Source organism: Clostridium folliculivorans (genome assembly GCF_024341905.1).
Taxonomy (GTDB): Bacteria; Bacillota; Clostridia; order Clostridiales; family Clostridiaceae; genus Clostridium_AR; species Clostridium_AR folliculivorans.
The window spans coordinates 1-20,097 of the sequence record NZ_BQXY01000010.1 but is presented as its reverse complement, the minus strand read 5'-3'; the positions used below and the strand labels follow the sequence as shown (position 1 = coordinate 20,097).

The following is a 20,097-nucleotide window of genomic DNA, read 5'->3' as shown; positions in this document are numbered from 1 at the left end:
GAGTGACATCTTAATATCAACACATCGCTAAATATAGCGCATTTAATTTACTTATGATTATTATTAGTTAAGTAGCACTCTATTATAATCTTCATCTTTATCTATTATATTTAATATTTCCTATATTATCAAATTATTGAATATATTTTTACAATCCTTCTAAAGTAAAAAAATCCGCTATATTTAAATAACGGATTTTTTACTAATGTCTATGTTTAAACACAACGCTTTAAGAAGGACTTATTATTTTATATCTTTATATATTCTGCTTTAACATATCCTTGCTTAGTTCCTGTATTGGTTGTAAATTCTATCTGACACCACCCATTAACCTGAGATATAACTTTAACACTAGCATTATTAAGTAAGTATCCTATAACAAGTGTATTGGTCCCAGCTCCCTGTCTAACATTAAGGTTCGTAGAAACATTAATCACTGTAGCTGGTTTAAGGTTTGTAGTGGTTTGTCCAGAATTTGTTCCTGCACTAGAACTATCTTGCGTACTAGTTATTTGTATGTAATTTTTTGATACATATCCTTCTTTATCTCCACTTATAACTTGGTACCAATCTCCTTGTTGAGATTTTATCTGAACCTCTGTGCCATTACGTAAATAAGCAATAGCTGAATAATTAGTACCTGCACCTTTTCTCATAGTTAAAGAAGTGGATATATTAATAACTCTCCCCTTTTGGACAGTATTTGTATTATTAGTTTGCCCAGCTGGTGGTACTGTTGGTGTAGTTGATGTGCCTCCAGTGGGTGTTGTCGGTGCAGATGGTGTTGTTGATGTTCCACTGCTTGGAACTGTACTTGAAACTGGTTCTATTAAAGTAATATATTGCTTATTAACAAATCCAGTTTTATTATTATCAAAAGTTATGTTATACCACCCATTTTGTTCATAGTTTATCTTAACTTCAGTATTATTCTTTAGATAAGCTATAACTGTTGATGATGATGAAGCAGCGGATCTGACATTTAGGTTAGTTGAAATATTAGTAACCTTTCCCTTTTTATCAGTTGCACCTTGCTGACTATTTCCAGATGTTTGTCCACTATTTGAAGATCCAGTTGAACCAGTATTGCCGCTTCCTGTTTGAGTATTACCATTAGTAGTAGTTAACGAGCCTTGAGTAATCAACACATAACTTTTACTTACATATCCATACTGTTTTACTCCATCTTTAGTGAAATCTATCTTATACCAACCATTGTCTTCTTCATATATATTTACGGTTTGACCAGCTGAAATACCTCCTATTACTGTGGAAGTTCCATTAGCTTTTTCTCTTATATTTAATGATTTAGAAACATTAACTAAACTTCCTTTTGCTTTAGGTTCTGCAGTAGCTGGAACACTACCATTGCTTGTCTGTTGTCCAGCAATAACTGATTTGAAATATGTCCAAAGTTCTGGTCTGTCTTTAATCATCATTTTAGGACATATCTTACCTGTAACATCGTAATGTCTTACAACATTTTCAGCGGGTATGTTATATTTTTGCATAAGATACTTAGTAAGCGCTATTCCATTTTGTAATGTTTTGTCAAAATTATTATCTGGATTTACACATAACTCTATAGCTATAGTGTTAGAATTATTTATTATAGGATTATATCTATCTCCACAATGCCATCCTCTCCAAGTATCCTCAAGACACTGAATTATATTGCTTTGATCAACAGTATAATGAGCAGATGCCTCTGCTTCTGGATGATTAGCAAAGTAATTTCTGTTATTCATTGCATTAGCACCAAACTGCCTATTATCTGTATCATGAATAACTATGTATTTAGGTAATATATTTATACCTTGTGAATAATTTATGTTTATTAACTGTTTATTTACCTTTATTCCATTTAACACTGGCGTATCAGAACTTACAGCAGTATTTTGCTGTTCTAAATTAGTAGCAGTATCTTTATTCTGCTCTTCACCAAAAGCTTGTACAGCTTCTTCTGTAACAACCATTGAAGTAATAGTTGATGATATTACAAGTGCGGTTAATAGCTTTTTTTTCATATGATTTACCCCTCAAAATTAATCGAAACTTATCCAAATAACTTCCATTAAATCACTTAATATATATTTATTATAACACCGTATAACAAATTATGCTTAATTTTAACTTATTTTTCATACATTTTATTTAACATTTTGCTATAAAGTTTTATGAAAAGTGTTTCTATATAAGTTCTATTTAATTTACATGATCAATTAATTATGTAAATTATCATCGTTTCCATATTCCTTATGAATAAAACTTATTAGAATTTACATATACGAGGAAAACTCACTTAAGAAGAGTATTCCATTGAATTTTTCGAGCATAGAAATATTTGTTAAATAAATGTTGGTAATGATTAAAAACATGAACATGTGGCAAGCATTAAGAGGATAGCTTAATTATTAAATTTTCTTAGAGAGGTGTTCCTTTTGCTACAGCACGATGTTGAATTAAAAAAGTTTGATTTGCATACTAATGATGTTATAAAAAGAGATTTTTATAAAGATAGAGTTGTAGAAGCTTGCCCAATTTGTGGATCAACTTGGCATATTAAATATGGTTTTTATAATGGAATTCAAAGATATAAATGCAAAGTGTGTGATAAAACTTTTTCACGCGCAACTAATTCATTGTGGAGTTATTCAAAGAAGAATACTAGAACTTGGATGGAATTTACTGAACTAATGACCGAAAATAAAACTTTGAAATTTTGTGCAGAGAAGTTAAAAATAAGTATTGGGACAGCTTTTTATTGGAGACATAAAATACTTCAAGCGCTAAGCCTAGACTCAACTCCAGGTAGTTTATCAGGAGTGGTACATGTAGGAAAGGTTATTTTAAAAGAGAACTTTAAAGGGTGCAGAAATGCAGAAATAATAGCCTCAGCAACTCCAAGAGAGGATATTTGGGTTATCGGTGCAAAAGGACAAGAAGATTCTATGTTTATAAAACCAATATTTAAGCATTGGTGGGATCGAAGAGCTTTCGATGAGAAAGTTTATTCTAAAATAGAAGAGAATTCATACATTGCTGCATACGGAGACAGATATATTAAATCAGTAGCTAAAAGACATAATAGAAATAAATCCATTAAGGTAGATGCTGAGTATAGAATAAAATATCTTTGGCCAAATTTGAAAAAATGGCTATCAATCTTCCATGGAGTAGCCTCAAAATATCTGAAAAGATACCTTAGTTTTTTCATAATCATGAATTTGGATGAGGTGATCGATTATATGGACCTAATATATGATAGATTGTTTAAAGGAAATAGATTTATAAGAACGGATGAGATAAGAATTACAAGTTCGCTTTTTTAAAGAAATTATAAGTTAATATAACTCTGAATAATCTTAATATTTATATTAAAAATTTAGTTTTATAATTCAGCTTTATAATTTTAGTTATTTATTAGATTATAATTTAACAAATTTAAAAATACTATCTTGCTACTAATGCGAATCAATTATAAATAAACTTTTGCTACTAATGAGGACCAATAAGACTATAAATCATTAATGAAACTTTGAAAACATTAAAAAGGTTATAAAGTGATCAATATAACTCTGAAGCAATTAACAACACTTTAAAGCAGTCAATGCAATATGATTTTAGAAAAATTAATAAGATAGTAAAGAAGCTAATATTACTCTATAGTAATTGTTAAGAGTTACAGTTCTATTGGAAAATCGCATTAAGACTGTACTAGGTTCGGAGAATAAACCTTAAAAATATAAAGCTAATAACAGGGTTGTCCATCTACATGTATCAATATTTACCAACATTTATTTAATAAATAATTGTATATATAAAATACACTGTACGCATAGAGCAGTGAATAATATTAGCTTGTGTATTATCAAAACATATCAGTAAAACTATTTTCTAGTCTACTATATGATTTGAAGAGGATTCCGATATACTTGTTTTGAAAGAATATACATATATAAAAGGTGCCTTAGGACATAAAATATTCCAAAAGCACCTCTTTTATTATTAAACCATTTATTATTTAAATTATTTATTATTTAAATATTTTCCTCTAATGAACATATCACTAATTTGAAGGGAATCCTCTAAATGTTGTTTTTCCTTTTCATCTTTAGGTGTTCCAATAATCTGTCCATAATTTAATATGGTTGCATCCCTATTAGTATTTACTAATACTCTTCCCATAGTGCTGCTATCAAACTTATTTCTATCTATTCCGATTAAATATGATATAGTTGGTAGAAAATCTATCTGGCCGCCTGCTTTTGAAATCTTCTCCCCCTTTGAATCTTTGCTATATACTATGAATGGAATTCCTTTATCATCTTTTTGCCACCAGTCTCCCTCTAGCTTAACTTGCTTAAGCTGTGCAGGGTAAAACTTATGAACACCTGTATGATCTCCATATATAACTACTATAGAATCTTTTAGGATTCCTTCTTGATCTAGTTTATTGATAAAATTTCCTATTTGCTCATCGGTATATCTTACACTTTGGAAATATGATCCTAGTATAGTTTTGTCAAATTGTTGTGGTAAATTTAACATTTTATACTGATCTGGCATATCAAAAGGTCCGTGACTTGTAAGTGTAACCATAAATGAATAAAACGGTTTTGGCATATCCTTTAACTTATCTGCAACTTGGCTTAAATATGATCTATCTGATAATCCAAGTCCTATTACTTCATCCACATTAAACTTACTTATATCCCAGATATTATCAAAACCTAATGAACCTCTATGAACTTCAGTCCAGTTCCAGTTTCCTGCTACTTCAGGATGAGTAGATACGGTGTTATAACCCTTTTCTTTCACTAAGTTAGGTAAAGTAGTGAATGGAGTATATGGATTATTAAAGAAAGTTGCTCCTTGTCTTATAGGCAATATTGAGGTGTTTACCATAAGATCTGCATCTGAACTAGTACCGTTATTATTTTGCTCGTGAATATTATTAAAATACAAACTATTATTTATAAGTCTATTTAAGTTTGGTGTTATTTCTTGACCGTAAACTTTTTGTCCGATAACAAAGTTCTCCAAAGACTCCACTTGTACAAATATTAAATTTTTACCATTAAATTTTCCTTTGTACTCATTGTCAGGTAAGTTTTCTTTATTATCTTCAAACCATTGAGTTATTTTCTCAGTGTCATTACTAGAGAGCTTAACAGCATTCTTCTCATAAATTGTTTTATAAATATCATATCCATGATAACCAAGTGGACTCATATCTGACATTGTTTGAAATGGCGCCCATGCAATCTTGAAAAGCATCTTTTCCCCTTTTGTGCCATCAATAACATCTATATAATAATAGGATGAAACTAATGTTACTATTGAAAAAGCAAAGGTAGCTGCAAACGCAAATATATATCTTTCCTCAGATTTTATCTTATTCTTAAACTTAATTACTAAAGCTGCAATAAATACAAAATCTATAAAATATAATATATCAACTGCTGCTGGTAAGAATAGATTCTTTTTTACTGGATTAAATAATTCAGGATATAAAATATGTCTAATAGATAAAAAGGTTCCATTTGCTCTATAGTACCAGATATCTGCTAGTAACAGTATACTAACTAATAAATCAAGTATTATAAGATATCTAATTCTGCCTTTCGATCTAAATAAAAAGCTTATACTAATCACCAACACTACACAAGCTATATGTGCCCACATTGGTGGTGGAGTGAAGTACATTTTGTGAAAATCCAAAGAAGACGAATTTGGAGTTCTAAGCATTGCTAAGAAAACCATGGATTTCAACATAAGTATTACACCAAAAATCACTGGAATTATCATTTCTTTTTTAAGTTTTTTAGTCTTCATTAAAAAACTTTTCTCATCCATCAAATCACCTCATATGTATGTCATTTTCATTAAACAACTGCTGAAAATTTATTTATTCGTTGCCATGAATTATTATATATTATTTAAATATTATATACTATAAAAATATGAAATTGTTTCAATTTATTAATATTTGGGGCTCTTCTAAGGTATGGTGCTTAAATTAATTGGTTAACATTCGATGCTTTTTAGATGAACAACTCTATAATTAAACTTATACTTTTAGGTTTAGAGTTGTTCATCCTTAATGAGCTTACGCAAAGAATTAATATAGCATATCCTGTATAACCAATTAACTGCAACAATATCCATAAACATAACCATATTATCTATTAAAATCTAGCTTTAATATACATACAAGAACACTATTCACAATAGTGAATAGTGTTCTAAATTGGGGTTGGTATATAAAAACAGTATAGGATTTAAATCAACATTACTTTACAACACTCACTTATAAATTGATCAGATAAACAAACGAGTTTTATAAATTAATAATTAACCTAAACCCTATATTTGGGTTGGCAAAGTTAATCTAACTCAATGTAAAAACAATGTATTACTTGCTAAATCTCAGATATAAACTCTTTCAAGATAATTAACTTCAAACTTCTATTTTATATTAAGTTTATATTGCTCAATTATACTTAATATAATCTTCATAAACTTAGAAATCTCAAATTAAATATCCATTTTCAAGTGTTTACTTTGCGTAGTAGAATGTTTATATATTTTCAAATTCTCTCCTTAAATTTCAAGAGAGAATTTGAAAACACTTAATCATATAGCATAAATTTTAAAGTACTTTTGATAGGAAATCTTGAGTTCTTGCATTTTTAGGATTATCGAATAGTTCTGTAGGTGTACCTTGTTCTACTATAACTCCACCATCCATGAATAATATTCTATCTCCAACTTCCTTTGCAAATCCCATTTCGTGAGTTACAACTACCATTGTCATTCCTTCAGAAGCAAGACTTTTCATAACGCTAAGAACTTCTCCTACCATTTCAGGGTCTAAAGCTGAAGTAGGCTCATCAAACAACATAACATCCGGTTCCATTGCAAGTGCTCTTGCTATTGCAATTCTTTGCTTTTGTCCACCAGATAATGATGCTGGATATGCAGTAGCTTTATCTCTAAGACCAACCTTATCTAGAAGCTTAAAAGCTACTTCGTCAGCCTGCGCTTTACTAAGCCCCTTTACTTTAATAGGTGCAAGAGTTATGTTTTCTAAAACTGTTTTGTGTGGGAATAAGTTAAACTGTTGAAATACCATCCCCATCTTTTCTCTTATCTTATTGATATTAACGTTCTTACCAGTTATATTGTTTCCTTCAAATATTATTTCACCATCTGTTGGTTCTTCAAGTAGGTTTAAGCATCTTAAAAAAGTACTTTTACCTGAACCACTTGGTCCTATAACAACCACCACTTCTCCTTTTTGGATATGGTCAGTTATTCCCTTTAAAACTTCATTTTTCCCGAAATATTTGTGCAAATTATTAACGTATATCACTTGCCCCTAGCCTCCTTTCGAATGCTGCTACTAATTTAGATAATGTAAATGTCATTACAAAATAAATACCTGCCGCAATTATAAGTGGAGTAAAAGGTTCAAAAGTGTTTCCTCTTACTGTATCCGCCTTATACATAAGTTCTGCTATTCCTATAACAGATACTATTGATGATTCCTTTATTATTGTAACAAATTCATTACCTAAAGCTGGTAGTATATTCTTTAAAGCTTGAGGTATTATTATATATCTCATTGTAGCACCTTGTGTAAGTCCTAAACTTCTGGATGCTTCTGTTTGTCCTTTATCAACTGCATTTATTCCTGCTCTAATTATTTCTGCAACATATGCACCACTATTTATAGATAGAGTTATAACACCTGACATAATCCCTGAGAGATGTATTCCTATATAATCTAATCCATAGAATATGATGTACAATTGAACTAGTATTGGTGTTCCTCTTATGATTTCTATATAAGCTGATCCAATAAACTTTAAGATCTTATTTTTTGATAACTTCATAAGACTCAAGAAAAGTCCTATTATTGTACCAAAAATTACAGTAAAAAATGCTAGAACTATTGTTAATCCTGCTCCTTGTATATAGAAGCCATGGTACTTATTCCAAATATCTGCAAAACCCAACCCAATTACCTCCTAATAATATGAAATATAGCAGGCACCCCTACCTACTATACTTCATTAATATCTTTACATAGCCCCAATTTAATTTTATAGCCCCATTACTGCTTATTGATCAAAATACTAAAATCAAACTTTATTTTTATAAATTATTCTACTGAATTAGTTGCATCTATTACTAATTGATCTATCTTATTATCTTTCTTTAATTCATCTAAAGTTTCATTTATTAGCTTTAATAAATCATCTGAACCCTTAGCAACAGCTATTGCTGATCCTTGTTCTGCTGGATTTAAATCAAACTTAGCATCGCTTATAGCTAAATCACTATTCTTAGATACATAAAGCTTTGCAACTGGACCTTCAACGATAGCAGCTTCAACCTTCTTATTCTTCAAGTTAAGTATTACATCAGGAATCTTTCCTACAGCTTGACGTTGTGAATCCTTTATTTGATCCTTTGCTAAACCTTCTTGTACTGAACCCTTTTGAACTCCTATAGCTTTTCCAGCTAAAGATTCTAAGGATGTATATTTAGCCTTATCTTCAGCTCTTACTACTACATATTGAGTAGCTGTATAGTATATGTTCGAAAAATCTACACTTTGTTTTCTTTCATCAGTTGGATTCATACCTGCAATTACTAAATCAGCTTTATTTGTTTTTAAAGCTGCTATTAATCCATCAAATTTCATATCACTAATTTCTAGTTCAACACCAAGCTTTTTAGCTATAGATTTTGCTATTTCAACATCAAAACCTACTATTGTGTCCTTACCATCAACTGATTTGTGAAACTCATATGGAGGATAATCTGCACTTGTAGCTAATACAAGCTTACCTGATTTTTTAATCTTATCTACAACGCTAGAAGTTCCAGCCGCTCCTGTAGAATCATTTTTCTTTGTACATCCAACCACGCTAAATGCCATTATCCCAACCAAGGCAGTAGCTAAAACTGTTTTTAATATACCTTTTTTCATTTTAAAACCCCTTTCTATAATTAAACATAATATAGTTTACCATTTTGAAATAAATATTATTCCTTGAACTGAGTATAATTATACATTATACATTCATTTTTATGCAAGTATTTTTTTATATTTTTTTAACATTTATAAATATGCAATTATGATATCGTTTAAATAACAGACAAATTAAATAAATCCGTTGATTTTTCTGCATTTAGCAATATATTTTCAATACAAAATCAATTCTCATTTATTAGGAATATTTAAAATAAAAAATGCATAAAATGTTTATTTTAAACACTTTATGCATTAATATATTTCTACTTTATCTATATAATTATAAATAAATATTTATAATTATAACTTAATATTTATATCTTTTAGCATATGCAAAGCTCTTGTACTCATTATATACTTTATTAGATCTTCATCTTTATCTTTTTCATTGTTGAAATCTACTATGATGACTCCATCAAATTCTAATCCTTTTGCAAAATAGGATGGAATGATAACAGTTCCTCCATTATAGATTACATCTTCATTATGGAACTTCATAACAGGAGCAAATTTCCTAACCTTTGGGTATATTTTATTCATATCTTCAGAGTTTCTTGTTATGATTGCAATACTTTCTAGCCCTTCATCTTTAAAATCTTCTATAGACATAAGTATTTCATCTATTAAATCCTCTTCAGATACTACTTCAACTGATTTTACTTCTTTTCCTTGTCTTACTAGTGGAATAACCTTTTCTTCTTTTAGGAACTTATTAGCATAATTCATTATTTCCATAGTAGATCTATAGCTTATATTTAGATTATAATTTTCAATGTCATCTTCTAAATAAATATTTTCAATGCTTAGCATAGCTGCTTCTTGATCAAGATCTACTAGTCTTTGATTTGTATCTCCAACTATCGTCATGCTCTTGCAGCCTGTTAGTTCCTTAATAGCCTTAAATTGTAGCTCACTATAATCTTGTGCCTCATCTATAACTATATGTCTAATATCAGATTTAGCTTTCTTACCATCAAGTTTTATCATCAGATATAGTATTGGCGCTAAATCATCTGACGTAAGTTTTTTATATCCATTGAATTTATTATAAATACTTAATATTGATTCATTTTCTATCCACTCTTCTAGTTCTGCTCTAGAGTTCATGACTTCTCTTATTATTTCTCTAATTTTCATTCTTCTATTGAATTCAATATTGTTTTCCTCTATCAATAAATCATCAGGCTTTAGACTCTTTTTATATTCTTCTGTTTCTTTATTTAAATTCCAAACTTTTTCATCACGCTTATCTTTTATTTTAGAAATAATAACTCTTTTTATTTTTTGACTTCTTCTAAATATAGGCATATATAAATAATCTTTTTCAAACAAGTTCTTTATTTCTTCTACGCCTAATATCTCTTCTCCAAAATAATTAACAGGCTTTACTTGAAAATAACTTTGCTCTATATCTTTTATAAGTTCATCTAACTTGCTAATAAACATTTTTGATTTCTTAAGTTTAATATCTTCAATAAATTCCTTGTCTCCAGACAGTACCTTTTCCATGTACTTTGGAAATTCCATAATCTCTTCATTTAAAGAAATTTGTTTTATAATAAAATTAGTTATAGTATCTTGCTTCACACCAACTTCTCCAAGGCTAGGAAGGACTGTAGATATATATTCCATAAATATAGAATTAGGCCCTAATATCAAAACCTTATCCCCAAGTTGTTTCCTGTTATTATATAAAAGATATGCTACCCTATGAAGTGCTATAGTAGTTTTTCCACTACCTGCTACACCATTTACAACTACAGTCTTTTCTCTAGGTCTTCTTATAATGGTATCTTGTTCTCCCTGAATAGTCATTATTACATCTTTAAGCTTTTCACTTGAGTTAGAACTCAAAACCATCTGCAAGATATCGTCTTTAACATCTACTTCTGAGTCAAACATCCCTTGAAGTTTTCCCTTTTTTATAATAAACTGTCTTCTTTCCTTTATATCTGTCTGTATATCCCCAACAGGTGAATTGTAGACAGCTTTACCTAAACTTCCATGATAAAAAAGTGCTGCTACCGGGGCTCTCCAGTCTACTATTATAGGCTCATATCTACCTTCCTGCGTAACTCCAAATCTTCCAATATACAGAGTCTCTAATAAATCTTCCTCTTCAGTAAACCCTACTTTCCCGAAATATGGATTTTCCTTTAATATAGTAAGTTCTTTTAACTTTCTGTCTATAGTTTTAAATGCCTCTTCTTTAACAAATCTTTCATGATCAAAGTATTCCGTAACCTTATCTTCGTCATCTCTATATTCTTCAATTACATTTTTTCTGTAATCTATTATATATTCAGATATGTATTTTCGCTTTTCTAGGTAATTTAAAATTTCATCATTTACTATTTTTAAGGTTTCACTTAACTTTTCTTCCTCAAATAGCAATTGTAATTCTTTCTCCCTGCTTGAGTTATTATCTTCCATTCAAATCACCTTTCCCTTAAATTAATGAAGAAAAAGTTCCCCTTTGGAAACTTTTTCTCTATCTTAAAACAAACTTATCAATATATAGATATTAAGATTGAACAGTACTATCACTACCATCAACCATTAATTCTGAAGTAACCTCATTTATACTAGATTCTAAAACTAAATCCGAATAAACTGGGACATCATTCTTCTTGTCCTTTCTTTCCTTCTCTAGTTTTTCAAATTCTTTTTTCTCTGCTTCTTTCTTTTCTCTTTCTACTTTTAGTTCTGGATATTTATTATATACAAATATCATAAATTCCTCTCCAGATAAAGTTTCTTTCTCTAAAAGATCATTTGAAATATCATTTAATAAATCTCTATTATTTCTTAATATTTCTCTTGCTTTTTCATGGCTGCTTTTTATTATCTGCAAAGTTTCTTCATCAATTTGTGCTGCAGTTTCAGCAGAACAGTTCTGAACTGGTCTTCCATCTAGATATCTATTACTAACAGATTCCAACGCCATCATATCAAACTTATCGGTCATACCATATATAGTAACCATGCTTCTAGCTGATTGCGTAGCTCTTTCAATATCATTTGAAGCTCCTGTAGATATGATGTTAAACTCAATCTCCTCTGCAGCTCTTCCACCAAGCATAACTGTGATTTCGTCTATCATCTCATCTTTAGAAACCAAATACTTTTCTTCATCTGGAAGTTGCATAGTATAACCTAATGCTCCCATGGTTCTTGGAACTATCGTAATCTTGTGTACTGGATCAGTATTCTTCAGTAAAGCCGCTACAAGCGCATGACCTACTTCATGGAAAGCAACAATTCTTTTTTCTTTAGGAGAAAGGATTCTATCCTTCTTTTCCTTACCAGCTATTATTACTTCCACTGCTTCTTCAAGATCCTCTTGAAGAACAAACTTTCTATTATTTTTAACTGCACTAAGTGCAGCCTCATTAACTATATTTGCAAGATCAGCTCCTACTGCTCCTGGAGTACTTTTTGCTACTGATTCCATATCTACATTATCACTCATTTTAACATCTTTTGCATGAACTTTAAGTATAGATATCCTACCTTTTAAATCTGGTCTATCAACTATAACTCTTCTATCAAATCTTCCTGGTCTTAGTAACGCCTTATCAAGTATCTCTGGTCTATTAGTAGCCCCTAGAATTACTACCCCTTTAGAAGAATCAAATCCATCCATTTCAGCAAGTAACTGATTTAGAGTCTGTTCTCTTTCGTCATTACCTTGGATAGCTCCATCTCTGCTCTTACCAATGGCATCAATTTCATCAATAAATATTATACATGGAGCTTTTTCTTCAGCCTGTCTAAATAAATCTCTTACTCTTGAAGCACCCATACCAACAAAAAGTTCTACAAAGTCTGATCCAGACATTGAGAAGAACGGAACCTTTGCTTCACCAGCTACTGCCTTTGCAAGCAATGTCTTACCCGTTCCAGGAGGGCCCACTAAAAGAGCTCCTTTAGGTAATTTTGCTCCTATTTCTTGATATTTCTTAGGGTCATGTAGAAAATCTACAATTTCTTTTAGTGATTCTTTTGCTTCTTCTTGGCCAGCTACATCTGCAAAAGTTTTACCAGTCTCATCTTCTGCGTAAAGCTTAGCAGTGTTCTTGCCAAAAGACATCACTCCGCCACCCATCTTCTTATCCATCTTACCAAACATTAATCTGCCTATTATAAAGAAGAATATTATAGGTGCAATCCAATAAAGTATTAAGTCAGCTATTGGGAATGCATCTGGAAGCTTTCCTTGATATTTTGCGCCTGAATCTTGTAAGTTCTTAACAAGATCCTTATCTCCTAGGTTCACTGTATATAGTATCTTACCATAATCACTGCTTTGTTTATTTGGTATTATAGTTAGCTTTTGACTTGTAATAGTTACAGTATCTACCTTTTTATCTTTTAACATACTTTGAAATTCATCATATGTAATATTCTCTGTCATCATCTCAGTTTTAGTATAATTAAAAGCAAATAATAACCCTAATGCTATTATTCCGTATATAATAGCATATTGCCATTTTTTATTATTCTTAAACATATCTGCACCTCTTTTCATTTGTCATATTATATAGATGGCTCCATTTTTAATTGAATTTATATCTCTAAATCTTCTTGTTATAAATCAGCTACATTTTAAAAATAGTCTTAGTTTTGAAGTTATCCAACTTTAGATGAACTATTTTAACGGCCCAATCCTATCAAATGGAAAAACTCTAATTCTTGCTTTTCCTTGTATATCCTTAGAATCAATATATGGATTATTCCAATATCTTGCATCCGCAGAGTTAGCTCTATTATCTCCTAGCATCAAATACTTTCCTTCGGGAATCTTAAAGCTTCCTGTTTTACTATCTGGATTTTTTACATAATCCTCCTGAAGATATTTACCATTAATATAAACATCCCCATTATCTTTTATCTCTACAGTTTCTCCTGGCAACCCAACTACTCTTTTTATAAGTAAGTCTTTAAGTTCATTTGAATAAAAAACCAATATATCTCCTCTTTTTATATTTTGAGGATTATAAATCTTGGTTACAAACATTTGATCACCTTTTTTTATAGTTGGATACATTGATTCTGTTGGAACAGAAACTTTGTATAAAAGAAATTTATTAATAAGCATGGCAAGCAATATAGCTGCACCAATAGGTACTACCCAATCTAATAAAAATTTGACCATAGGATTTCTATCACTACTTTTCTCCATCGTTCCACATACCTTTCATTAAATCTTCTACAATTGATTTCCTTTTATTTGTTAAATCTCTGTCTATATAATAAATGGAATCTTTTTTAACCAATACATCGCCTTCTTTAGGTACTCCTTCAATATTATTGACATTAATTTTAAAAATCTCTTCATTTACCTCACAAACGGCAATATTGTCTTCTATTCTATCTATTATTATATAAGCTTTAGATAGTTTCATATTATCTCCTCAATATCAATGAACTACTTCATAATTAAATTTATAGTTTCATATTCTCCTCTCAGAACCCATCAGAGTTTTAAAAATAATTTTCTTATTGAAATTATTCACCTCTAACTAAAAATACACCTTATATAAGTATATCATAATAAAATTTTTTTTCTATTGTAGATAGATAATTTAAAGGTTATTTTTCCACTTGCTGTAAATATATTGTATAAAATTTAATTGGGTGAATTATATGATATACCTTTTCTCCTTCTATGTAAATAGTTTGACAAGTTTTATTTTTATTACTGTATTGTCTTAAGATTTTATACTAAGTACTTTAAATTAGTATGTTTAGCTATCATAAAAATTTAATACTTTCCTCTAATTTTAAAAATAACAGAGTGTTGATATATTCAACACTCTGCGAAAATCTTAAATCATTAATTTATATATGCTCAAACTCTCAAGAAGCCTCAATCTTCAGGCATAGGTATAAATTAAGCCTTCACAATAGAAACTATAATTCATTGCTAATTACATCTGAATAAGTTTCTCTCTTACAAACAAGTCTATCTTCTCCATCTTTAATCATAACAACAGCCGCCTTAGGAACCTTATTATAATTATTAGCCATTGAATATCCATAGGCACCTGTTGACATTATAGCCAACAAATCACCAGTTTCAACTCTTGGCAATTTTATATTATTTATTAATATATCTCCAGATTCACAGCACTTTCCAGCTACAGTTACGTCTTCCAACTGATGAGAGTTAACCTTATTTGCTACTATTGATTCATATTCAGCATTATATAATGCTGGTCTAATATTATCAGTCATTCCACCATCTACAGATATATACTTTCTTATTGAAGGCACTTCTTTAATTGATCCAACTTTATATAATGTAAGCCCCGCATTTCCAACTATAGATCTTCCTGGTTCTATTGTAAGTATAGGCATATCTAGACCTAAGTCTTTACAAACTTGATCAGCCTTATTTAAGATTGCGGCACAATATTCGCTTGCTGGCTTTGGTTCATCATCAGAATTATAATAAATTCCAAAACCACCACCAAGATCGAGCTCTTTTATAAGATATCCTGTAGCATTATATATATCCTTAATAATTGTTAACATTATCTCAGTTGCATCTTCATACGGAGTTATATCAAAGATTTGAGATCCTATATGACAATGTAACCCTGAAAGTTCTATATTTTGTAATGATAAAACTTTATTAACAACATTTAATACATTATCTGCTATATATGCAAATCCAAACTTTGAATCTAACTGTCCTGTCTTTATATACTCATGTGTATGCGCTTCTATACCTGGAGTTATTCTTAAATAAATTCGTTGTTTTTTATTATGCTTTCTAGCAATTTTGTCGATAAGCTCTATCTCCATTTCATTATCTGCTACAAAAGTACCTACTCCAAGATCAATTCCTAGTTCAATTTCGTCAATTGTCTTGTTATTTCCATGGAAATATACTTTTTCCAACGGGAATCCCGATTTATATGCTGTAAAAAGTTCTCCACCTGACACCACATCTAAATATAGATTTTCATCTTTTATAATCCTGCACATAGCAAGAGTTAAAAATGCCTTTCCAGCATATGCAACTCTATTATTTCTACCTTCACAATTAAGCCCCTTGTAATATTCTCTACAATTTTGTCTAATAAGATTCTCATCAAAAACATACAGTGGTGTAGAATATTTTTCTGCAAGCTCTGTAGCTCTAACCCCACCGATTGATAATACATTTTCATCAATATTCATACTTCCAAACAATTTCATCAACATTACCTCCCCAATATTAACTAATAAAATGTCTTTTACTCTTTCTTTAGCATAATTTAAGTACCATTATTAATTTAAGATATTCCTAAACATCAAATAATGTAATCAATCATATGCAAAATTAGTCAAAGCATTCCAGTTTCTCTGATACTCAATCTTATACAGTAAAAAAGTTGCTGAAGCCTTCTACACATATTTATTCACAACCTTATCTTTGATATAATTTCATAAAGAATAAAAAACGCCACAGAAAATATCTGTGACGGGTAGAATTCGCTTTAAGGTGAAATTGCAGAAATGAATTTTTATCTTATGATATAATTCTAAGATATCTCAAAAACATTTGAAAATACTTTATCGCAATCTTTAGTACCTTGTAGCTCTCCACTTTAATAATTAAAAGATAACACTATAATCATCTCACTTTAAAGTGACAGTTATATACATATTATATATATAACCAGAAAAAAGCTTTGCCAAGCTATCTTCTTCGGCTATTTTTCCTTTCTTTATTCATCTACACTTGCCAGCTCCAAATAAATACTTTTAAAAACAGCACCTCTACCCTAGGTTTCGTTTAACTGTTGAATCGAATAATACATTAATATTATTAACGACTCGACATTATTCAATTTTATTTGTAATTTAACTATTATATTATCATATTATAATAAATATGCAATACAAAAATCAAATTAATTAATATAGAATATATTTCACAATTTTACATCTTTAAAATATTGCTTTTTAAATTATAACTGAGAAAATTGTCAATATAACTACTCTTTGTCGCTTCTGTATTTAACCATAAGTTCACTAAATATCTCACCTGAACTGGGAGGTGTATATGTTATAGCGTTTGCTCCTGCAATTATCGTTTCTCTTATACTTTCAGTAGTAGGTCCACCTGTAGCTATAATAGGGAAGTCTGGAAACTTCTTTCTTACATTACGAACTATCTCAGCAGTATTCTTTCCACCTGAGACATTTAATATGTTAGCACCTGCTTCTATTCTACCTTCAAAATCATCGTTTTCAGATACAACAGTAACTATTATCGGTATATCTACTGTATTTCTCAATTTACTTACAATCTCATTTGAAGTAGGTGCATTTACTACAACTCCCATTGCACCTTTAAATTCCGCATCCAATGCAAGATTTATAACTCTCATTCCTTGAGTTATACCTCCTCCTACTCCACAAAAAACTGGAACGTCTGCAGCAAGCATTAAAGCTTCAGTAATAATAGGCTGAGGAGTAAATGGATATACTGCAATTATTGCATCAGCATTAGTGTTTTTTATTATTGCAACATCAGTAGTAAATACTAGTGATTTTATTCTTTTGCCGAATATCTTTATTCCACTTGCATCTCTTATAACTGCAGGCATTTCTATTAAGTGATTTCTTAGAGCTCCTTTAATCTCAGGTACATACTTTGGCTCTTTATTTGTATTTCCTATCATTTAAATATCCCCCTTTCCCTTCCATAAAAATATATAATTAATAAATTCTAAATATCAAAGAAATTAAGGAAAAACTCTTTTACAATTAAAATATATATACAAACGAATTTTGCCTTATTACAATTTCCTAAAGAATAAAAATAATTTGAAAATTAACTATATTTTAATACAACAAGTTTCTCTTGTCATTTTTTTTATATTAATTTTTCTTTAATTCATATGACAATATTATTCAAAATATAACAAATACAATTATTTTAATTCATTAAGTATCTTCCTAACTACTGCTTTTCCTATCTTATCTTCAGTCATTTCACCTATTGCATCTTCAATATTGCTCCAATCTAACCATTCCACTTCCGAAGACTTTATAATTTCTCCTGATTTGTAGTGTGCTATATATGTAAGCATAAGTAGATCTTTCCCTTTAACATAATCACTACCTAAATATTTTATGTTATCTACTATTAATCCCGTTTCTTCTTTTACCTCTCTATAAACAGCATCTTCTGCTTTTTCATCTGGGCTGATATAACCTGAAACAAGTACTTTTGAATTTTTATATATATAGCTTTGCTTAAGTAGCAATATCTTATTCTCCTTTATAATGGCAACAACAATACAAGGTCTTGGCACATCAAAAAACATCATATCATCCTCTGAACAATATGGTACTCCCCCCTCATCCCAACTATGTCTTTCTTCAAGCTTCTTCCCACAAAGTGGACAATATACGAATTTCATGTCATTCCCCCTAAAATTACCTTACAATATATTCTATATACTATAATATCACTTGAACTTCCCTTTTCAAAGTTATGCTGTTTGGAGTAACCTCAGAGCAATATGCAAAGACATCAACCCCATTTTTAGCCGCATATCTTAATGCCTCACCAAATTCAGGATCTGTTTCATCATGAGGCGTAAATGCTTTTATATCATCTAGTTGTATAAGAAATATAACTCCAGCTCCTTTTCCTTGTCTTTTAACCTCTACAAGTTCCAATAAATGCTTTCTACCTCTTTCAGTAGGTGCATCTGGAAAGCTAGCAACTCCATCTTTTTCTAAAGTTACCCCTTTAACTTCTAAATAATACTCGGAGCCACTATCATCACTAAGTTTAAAATCAAATCTGCTATTTCCAAAAGTTTTTTCTCTCATTATTATATTATATTTCGCTAAGGAAGGAATCATTTTATTTATCAGCGCCTCTTGTACTACCTTATTTGGGATATGTGAATCTATACTTATGAGATTTTCTCCTTTGTATGCAGCTATTAAATCATATTGTGTTTTTCTTTCTGGCGAATCTTCCTTTCTAAGTATAACCGTTGTTCCTGGTATCAAGATTTCTTTACATCTCCCTGTATTGGGCACGTGAGTCATTATTTCCTTACCTTCTAGTATTACATACCCTTGAAATCTATTGGGTCTTTTAACGAATACTGCTTCTAGCACAGGTTTCTCTATTAACATATTAATCACCTTCATAATATATTTAAGATAGTTATCCACATTATCCACACATATTGTCCACATAAAGTGTGTGTAATGTTAATACTTAACCATAAAACTTATATCTTTGGTTATAATTATTGCTTTTATGTAAGTTTTTGTAGGTTTATATACTATTTTGTTGTAGCATATTTATTAAGTCGAGTATGCTAAACTATAATTATTAACCTAATTATATTATTTTTTTATGGCATATGGCAATAAATATTAGTTTTCCCACTACTTATCCACATTTATTCACAGGTTTGTATACAAAAATGTGGACAACTAATATAAAAATCAGCTTTTTGTGAATAAATCAATACGTTTTATAAAAACAACTTTTTTCTACATTTTTTCCGAAAAAACACTAATTTTTATAGACAAAAATAAGGAATTACCCTTAAGAGTAACTCCTTATATATTCATTTATAGGCTTCAGCCCTATTACGTTCTACACATATATAAACTCGATAAACTCCGGAAGTAAATCGAGTTATATAAGTTATGGTGACTCCTAGGGGAATCGAACCCCTGTTACCACCGTGAAAGGGTGGTGTCTTGACCGCTTGACCAAGGAGCCATGAACCTAGCGACCACCTACTCTCCCACACAGTCGCCCATGCAGTACCATCAGCCGTCTAAGTCTTAACCTTCGTGTTCGGTATGGGTACGGGTGTAACCCTTAGACGCATCATCACTAGATATTGAAAGATTATTCTTTCAAAATTGCACTTAAGTTTACTTTGTAATAATTTGTATTGGTCAAGCCCTCGACCTATTAGTATCGGTCAGCTGAACATGTTACCATGCTTACACCTCCGACCTATCAACCTCGTGTTCTTCGAGGGGTCTTACTAGCTTACGCTATG

14 protein-coding genes, 1 tRNA gene, 2 rRNA genes and 1 riboswitch are annotated in these 20,097 nt (G+C 30.3%); of the genes, 1 reads left to right on the top strand and 16 read right to left on the bottom strand.

Translation table 11 applies throughout. The features are described from left to right. Nucleotides 1-248: 248 nt before the first annotated feature. Complete coding sequence (locus OCU55_RS19975) at nt 249-2,027, bottom strand: N-acetylmuramoyl-L-alanine amidase (RefSeq protein ID WP_261854054.1); 1,779 nt, start codon at nt 2,025-2,027, stop codon at nt 249-251. A 414-nt stretch (nt 2,028-2,441) separates the two neighbouring features. Between OCU55_RS19975 and OCU55_RS19970 the strand changes: the two genes are divergently transcribed. Next, the gene (locus tag OCU55_RS19970) at nt 2,442-3,332 is read left to right on the top strand and encodes an IS1/IS1595 family N-terminal zinc-binding domain-containing protein (protein WP_261854053.1); all 891 of its coding nucleotides are present in this window, start codon (nt 2,442-2,444) and stop codon (nt 3,330-3,332) included. Between the two features lie 697 nt (nt 3,333-4,029). On the opposite strand, the gene OCU55_RS19965 is transcribed toward OCU55_RS19970, so the two are convergent. The 15 genes from OCU55_RS19965 to OCU55_RS19895 all read right to left on the bottom strand — a co-directional run. Further along, a complete protein-coding gene (locus OCU55_RS19965; protein ID WP_427847083.1) occupies nt 4,030-5,859 on the bottom strand; it encodes an LTA synthase family protein in 1,830 nt (609 codons plus the stop codon). A 796-nt stretch (nt 5,860-6,655) separates the two neighbouring features. Further along, the gene (locus tag OCU55_RS19960) at nt 6,656-7,378 is read right to left on the bottom strand and encodes an amino acid ABC transporter ATP-binding protein (RefSeq protein ID WP_261854052.1); all 723 of its coding nucleotides are present in this window, start codon (nt 7,376-7,378) and stop codon (nt 6,656-6,658) included. After that, on the bottom strand, nt 7,365-8,024 hold the full coding sequence (locus OCU55_RS19955) for an amino acid ABC transporter permease (RefSeq protein ID WP_261854051.1): 660 nt from the start codon (nt 8,022-8,024) through the stop codon (nt 7,365-7,367). The genes OCU55_RS19960 and OCU55_RS19955 overlap by 14 nt, the downstream gene beginning before the upstream one ends. A 146-nt stretch (nt 8,025-8,170) precedes the next feature. Beyond that, nucleotides 8,171-9,004 (bottom strand): ABC transporter substrate-binding protein, encoded by an 834-nt coding sequence (locus OCU55_RS19950; protein ID WP_261854050.1) that lies wholly within the window; start codon nt 9,002-9,004, stop codon nt 8,171-8,173. Nucleotides 9,005-9,349: 345 nt separating this feature from the next. Continuing rightward, nucleotides 9,350-11,482, bottom strand: coding sequence for a HelD family protein (locus tag OCU55_RS19945; RefSeq protein ID WP_261854049.1), 2,133 nt, complete (start codon nt 11,480-11,482; stop codon nt 9,350-9,352). A 91-nt stretch (nt 11,483-11,573) separates the two neighbouring features. After that, nucleotides 11,574-13,562: an ATP-dependent zinc metalloprotease FtsH gene (ftsH, locus tag OCU55_RS19940; protein WP_261854048.1), complete on the bottom strand. Its 1,989-nt coding sequence runs from the start codon at nt 13,560-13,562 to the stop codon at nt 11,574-11,576. A 138-nt stretch (nt 13,563-13,700) separates the two neighbouring features. Then, nucleotides 13,701-14,234 (bottom strand): signal peptidase I, encoded by a 534-nt coding sequence (gene lepB / locus OCU55_RS19935; protein WP_261854047.1) that lies wholly within the window; start codon nt 14,232-14,234, stop codon nt 13,701-13,703. After that, nucleotides 14,221-14,457 carry a DUF3006 domain-containing protein gene (locus tag OCU55_RS19930; RefSeq protein WP_261854046.1) on the bottom strand — a complete coding sequence of 79 codons (237 nt, stop codon included), beginning with the start codon at nt 14,455-14,457 and terminating at the stop codon, nt 14,221-14,223. Before OCU55_RS19930 ends, lepB begins: the two co-directional genes overlap by 14 nt. 508 nt (nt 14,458-14,965) lie before the next feature. Further along, nucleotides 14,966-16,258 carry a diaminopimelate decarboxylase gene (lysA, locus tag OCU55_RS19925; protein WP_261854045.1) on the bottom strand — a complete coding sequence of 431 codons (1,293 nt, stop codon included), beginning with the start codon at nt 16,256-16,258 and terminating at the stop codon, nt 14,966-14,968. A gap of 372 nt (nt 16,259-16,630) precedes the next feature. After that, nucleotides 16,631-16,833, bottom strand: a riboswitch (Lysine riboswitch). A gap of 207 nt (nt 16,834-17,040) precedes the next feature. Continuing rightward, the gene (locus tag OCU55_RS19920) at nt 17,041-17,730 is read right to left on the bottom strand and encodes a beta/alpha barrel domain-containing protein (protein ID WP_261854044.1); all 690 of its coding nucleotides are present in this window, start codon (nt 17,728-17,730) and stop codon (nt 17,041-17,043) included. 252 nt (nt 17,731-17,982) lie between these two features. Further along, on the bottom strand, nt 17,983-18,474 hold the full coding sequence (locus OCU55_RS19915; RefSeq protein WP_183275723.1) for an NAD(+) diphosphatase: 492 nt from the start codon (nt 18,472-18,474) through the stop codon (nt 17,983-17,985). Nucleotides 18,475-18,514: 40 nt separating this feature from the next. Continuing rightward, complete coding sequence (gene sfsA / locus OCU55_RS19910) at nt 18,515-19,207, bottom strand: DNA/RNA nuclease SfsA (protein ID WP_261854043.1); 693 nt, start codon at nt 19,205-19,207, stop codon at nt 18,515-18,517. Nucleotides 19,208-19,733: 526 nt separating this feature from the next. Then, nucleotides 19,734-19,808 (bottom strand) — tRNA-Glu (locus tag OCU55_RS19905). Between the two features lie 4 nt (nt 19,809-19,812). Further along, nucleotides 19,813-19,930: ribosomal RNA gene (gene rrf / locus OCU55_RS19900) — 5S ribosomal RNA — on the bottom strand. 56 nt (nt 19,931-19,986) lie between these two features. After that, nucleotides 19,987-20,097: ribosomal RNA gene (locus tag OCU55_RS19895) — 23S ribosomal RNA — on the bottom strand; the annotation flags it as partial.

Excerpts from the sequence above, each read along its gene's own strand:
- OCU55_RS19920 (WP_261854044.1), bottom strand. The coding sequence starts at position 17,730 with ATGATAGGAAATACAAATAAAGAGCCAAAGTATGTACCTGAGATTAAA.
- lysA (WP_261854045.1), bottom strand. The coding sequence starts at position 16,258 with ATGAAATTGTTTGGAAGTATGAATATTGATGAAAATGTATTATCAATC.
- OCU55_RS19975 (WP_261854054.1), bottom strand. The coding sequence starts at position 2,027 with ATGAAAAAAAAGCTATTAACCGCACTTGTAATATCATCAACTATTACT.
- OCU55_RS19950 (WP_261854050.1), bottom strand. The coding sequence starts at position 9,004 with ATGAAAAAAGGTATATTAAAAACAGTTTTAGCTACTGCCTTGGTTGGG.
- OCU55_RS19930 (WP_261854046.1), bottom strand. The coding sequence starts at position 14,457 with ATGAAACTATCTAAAGCTTATATAATAATAGATAGAATAGAAGACAAT.
- lepB (WP_261854047.1), bottom strand. The coding sequence starts at position 14,234 with ATGGAGAAAAGTAGTGATAGAAATCCTATGGTCAAATTTTTATTAGAT.
- ftsH (WP_261854048.1), bottom strand. The coding sequence starts at position 13,562 with ATGTTTAAGAATAATAAAAAATGGCAATATGCTATTATATACGGAATA.
- sfsA (WP_261854043.1), bottom strand. The coding sequence starts at position 19,207 with ATGTTAATAGAGAAACCTGTGCTAGAAGCAGTATTCGTTAAAAGACCC.
- OCU55_RS19965 (WP_427847083.1), bottom strand. The coding sequence starts at position 5,859 with ATGGATGAGAAAAGTTTTTTAATGAAGACTAAAAAACTTAAAAAAGAA.
- OCU55_RS19945 (WP_261854049.1), bottom strand. The coding sequence starts at position 11,482 with ATGGAAGATAATAACTCAAGCAGGGAGAAAGAATTACAATTGCTATTT.
- OCU55_RS19915 (WP_183275723.1), bottom strand. The coding sequence starts at position 18,474 with ATGAAATTCGTATATTGTCCACTTTGTGGGAAGAAGCTTGAAGAAAGA.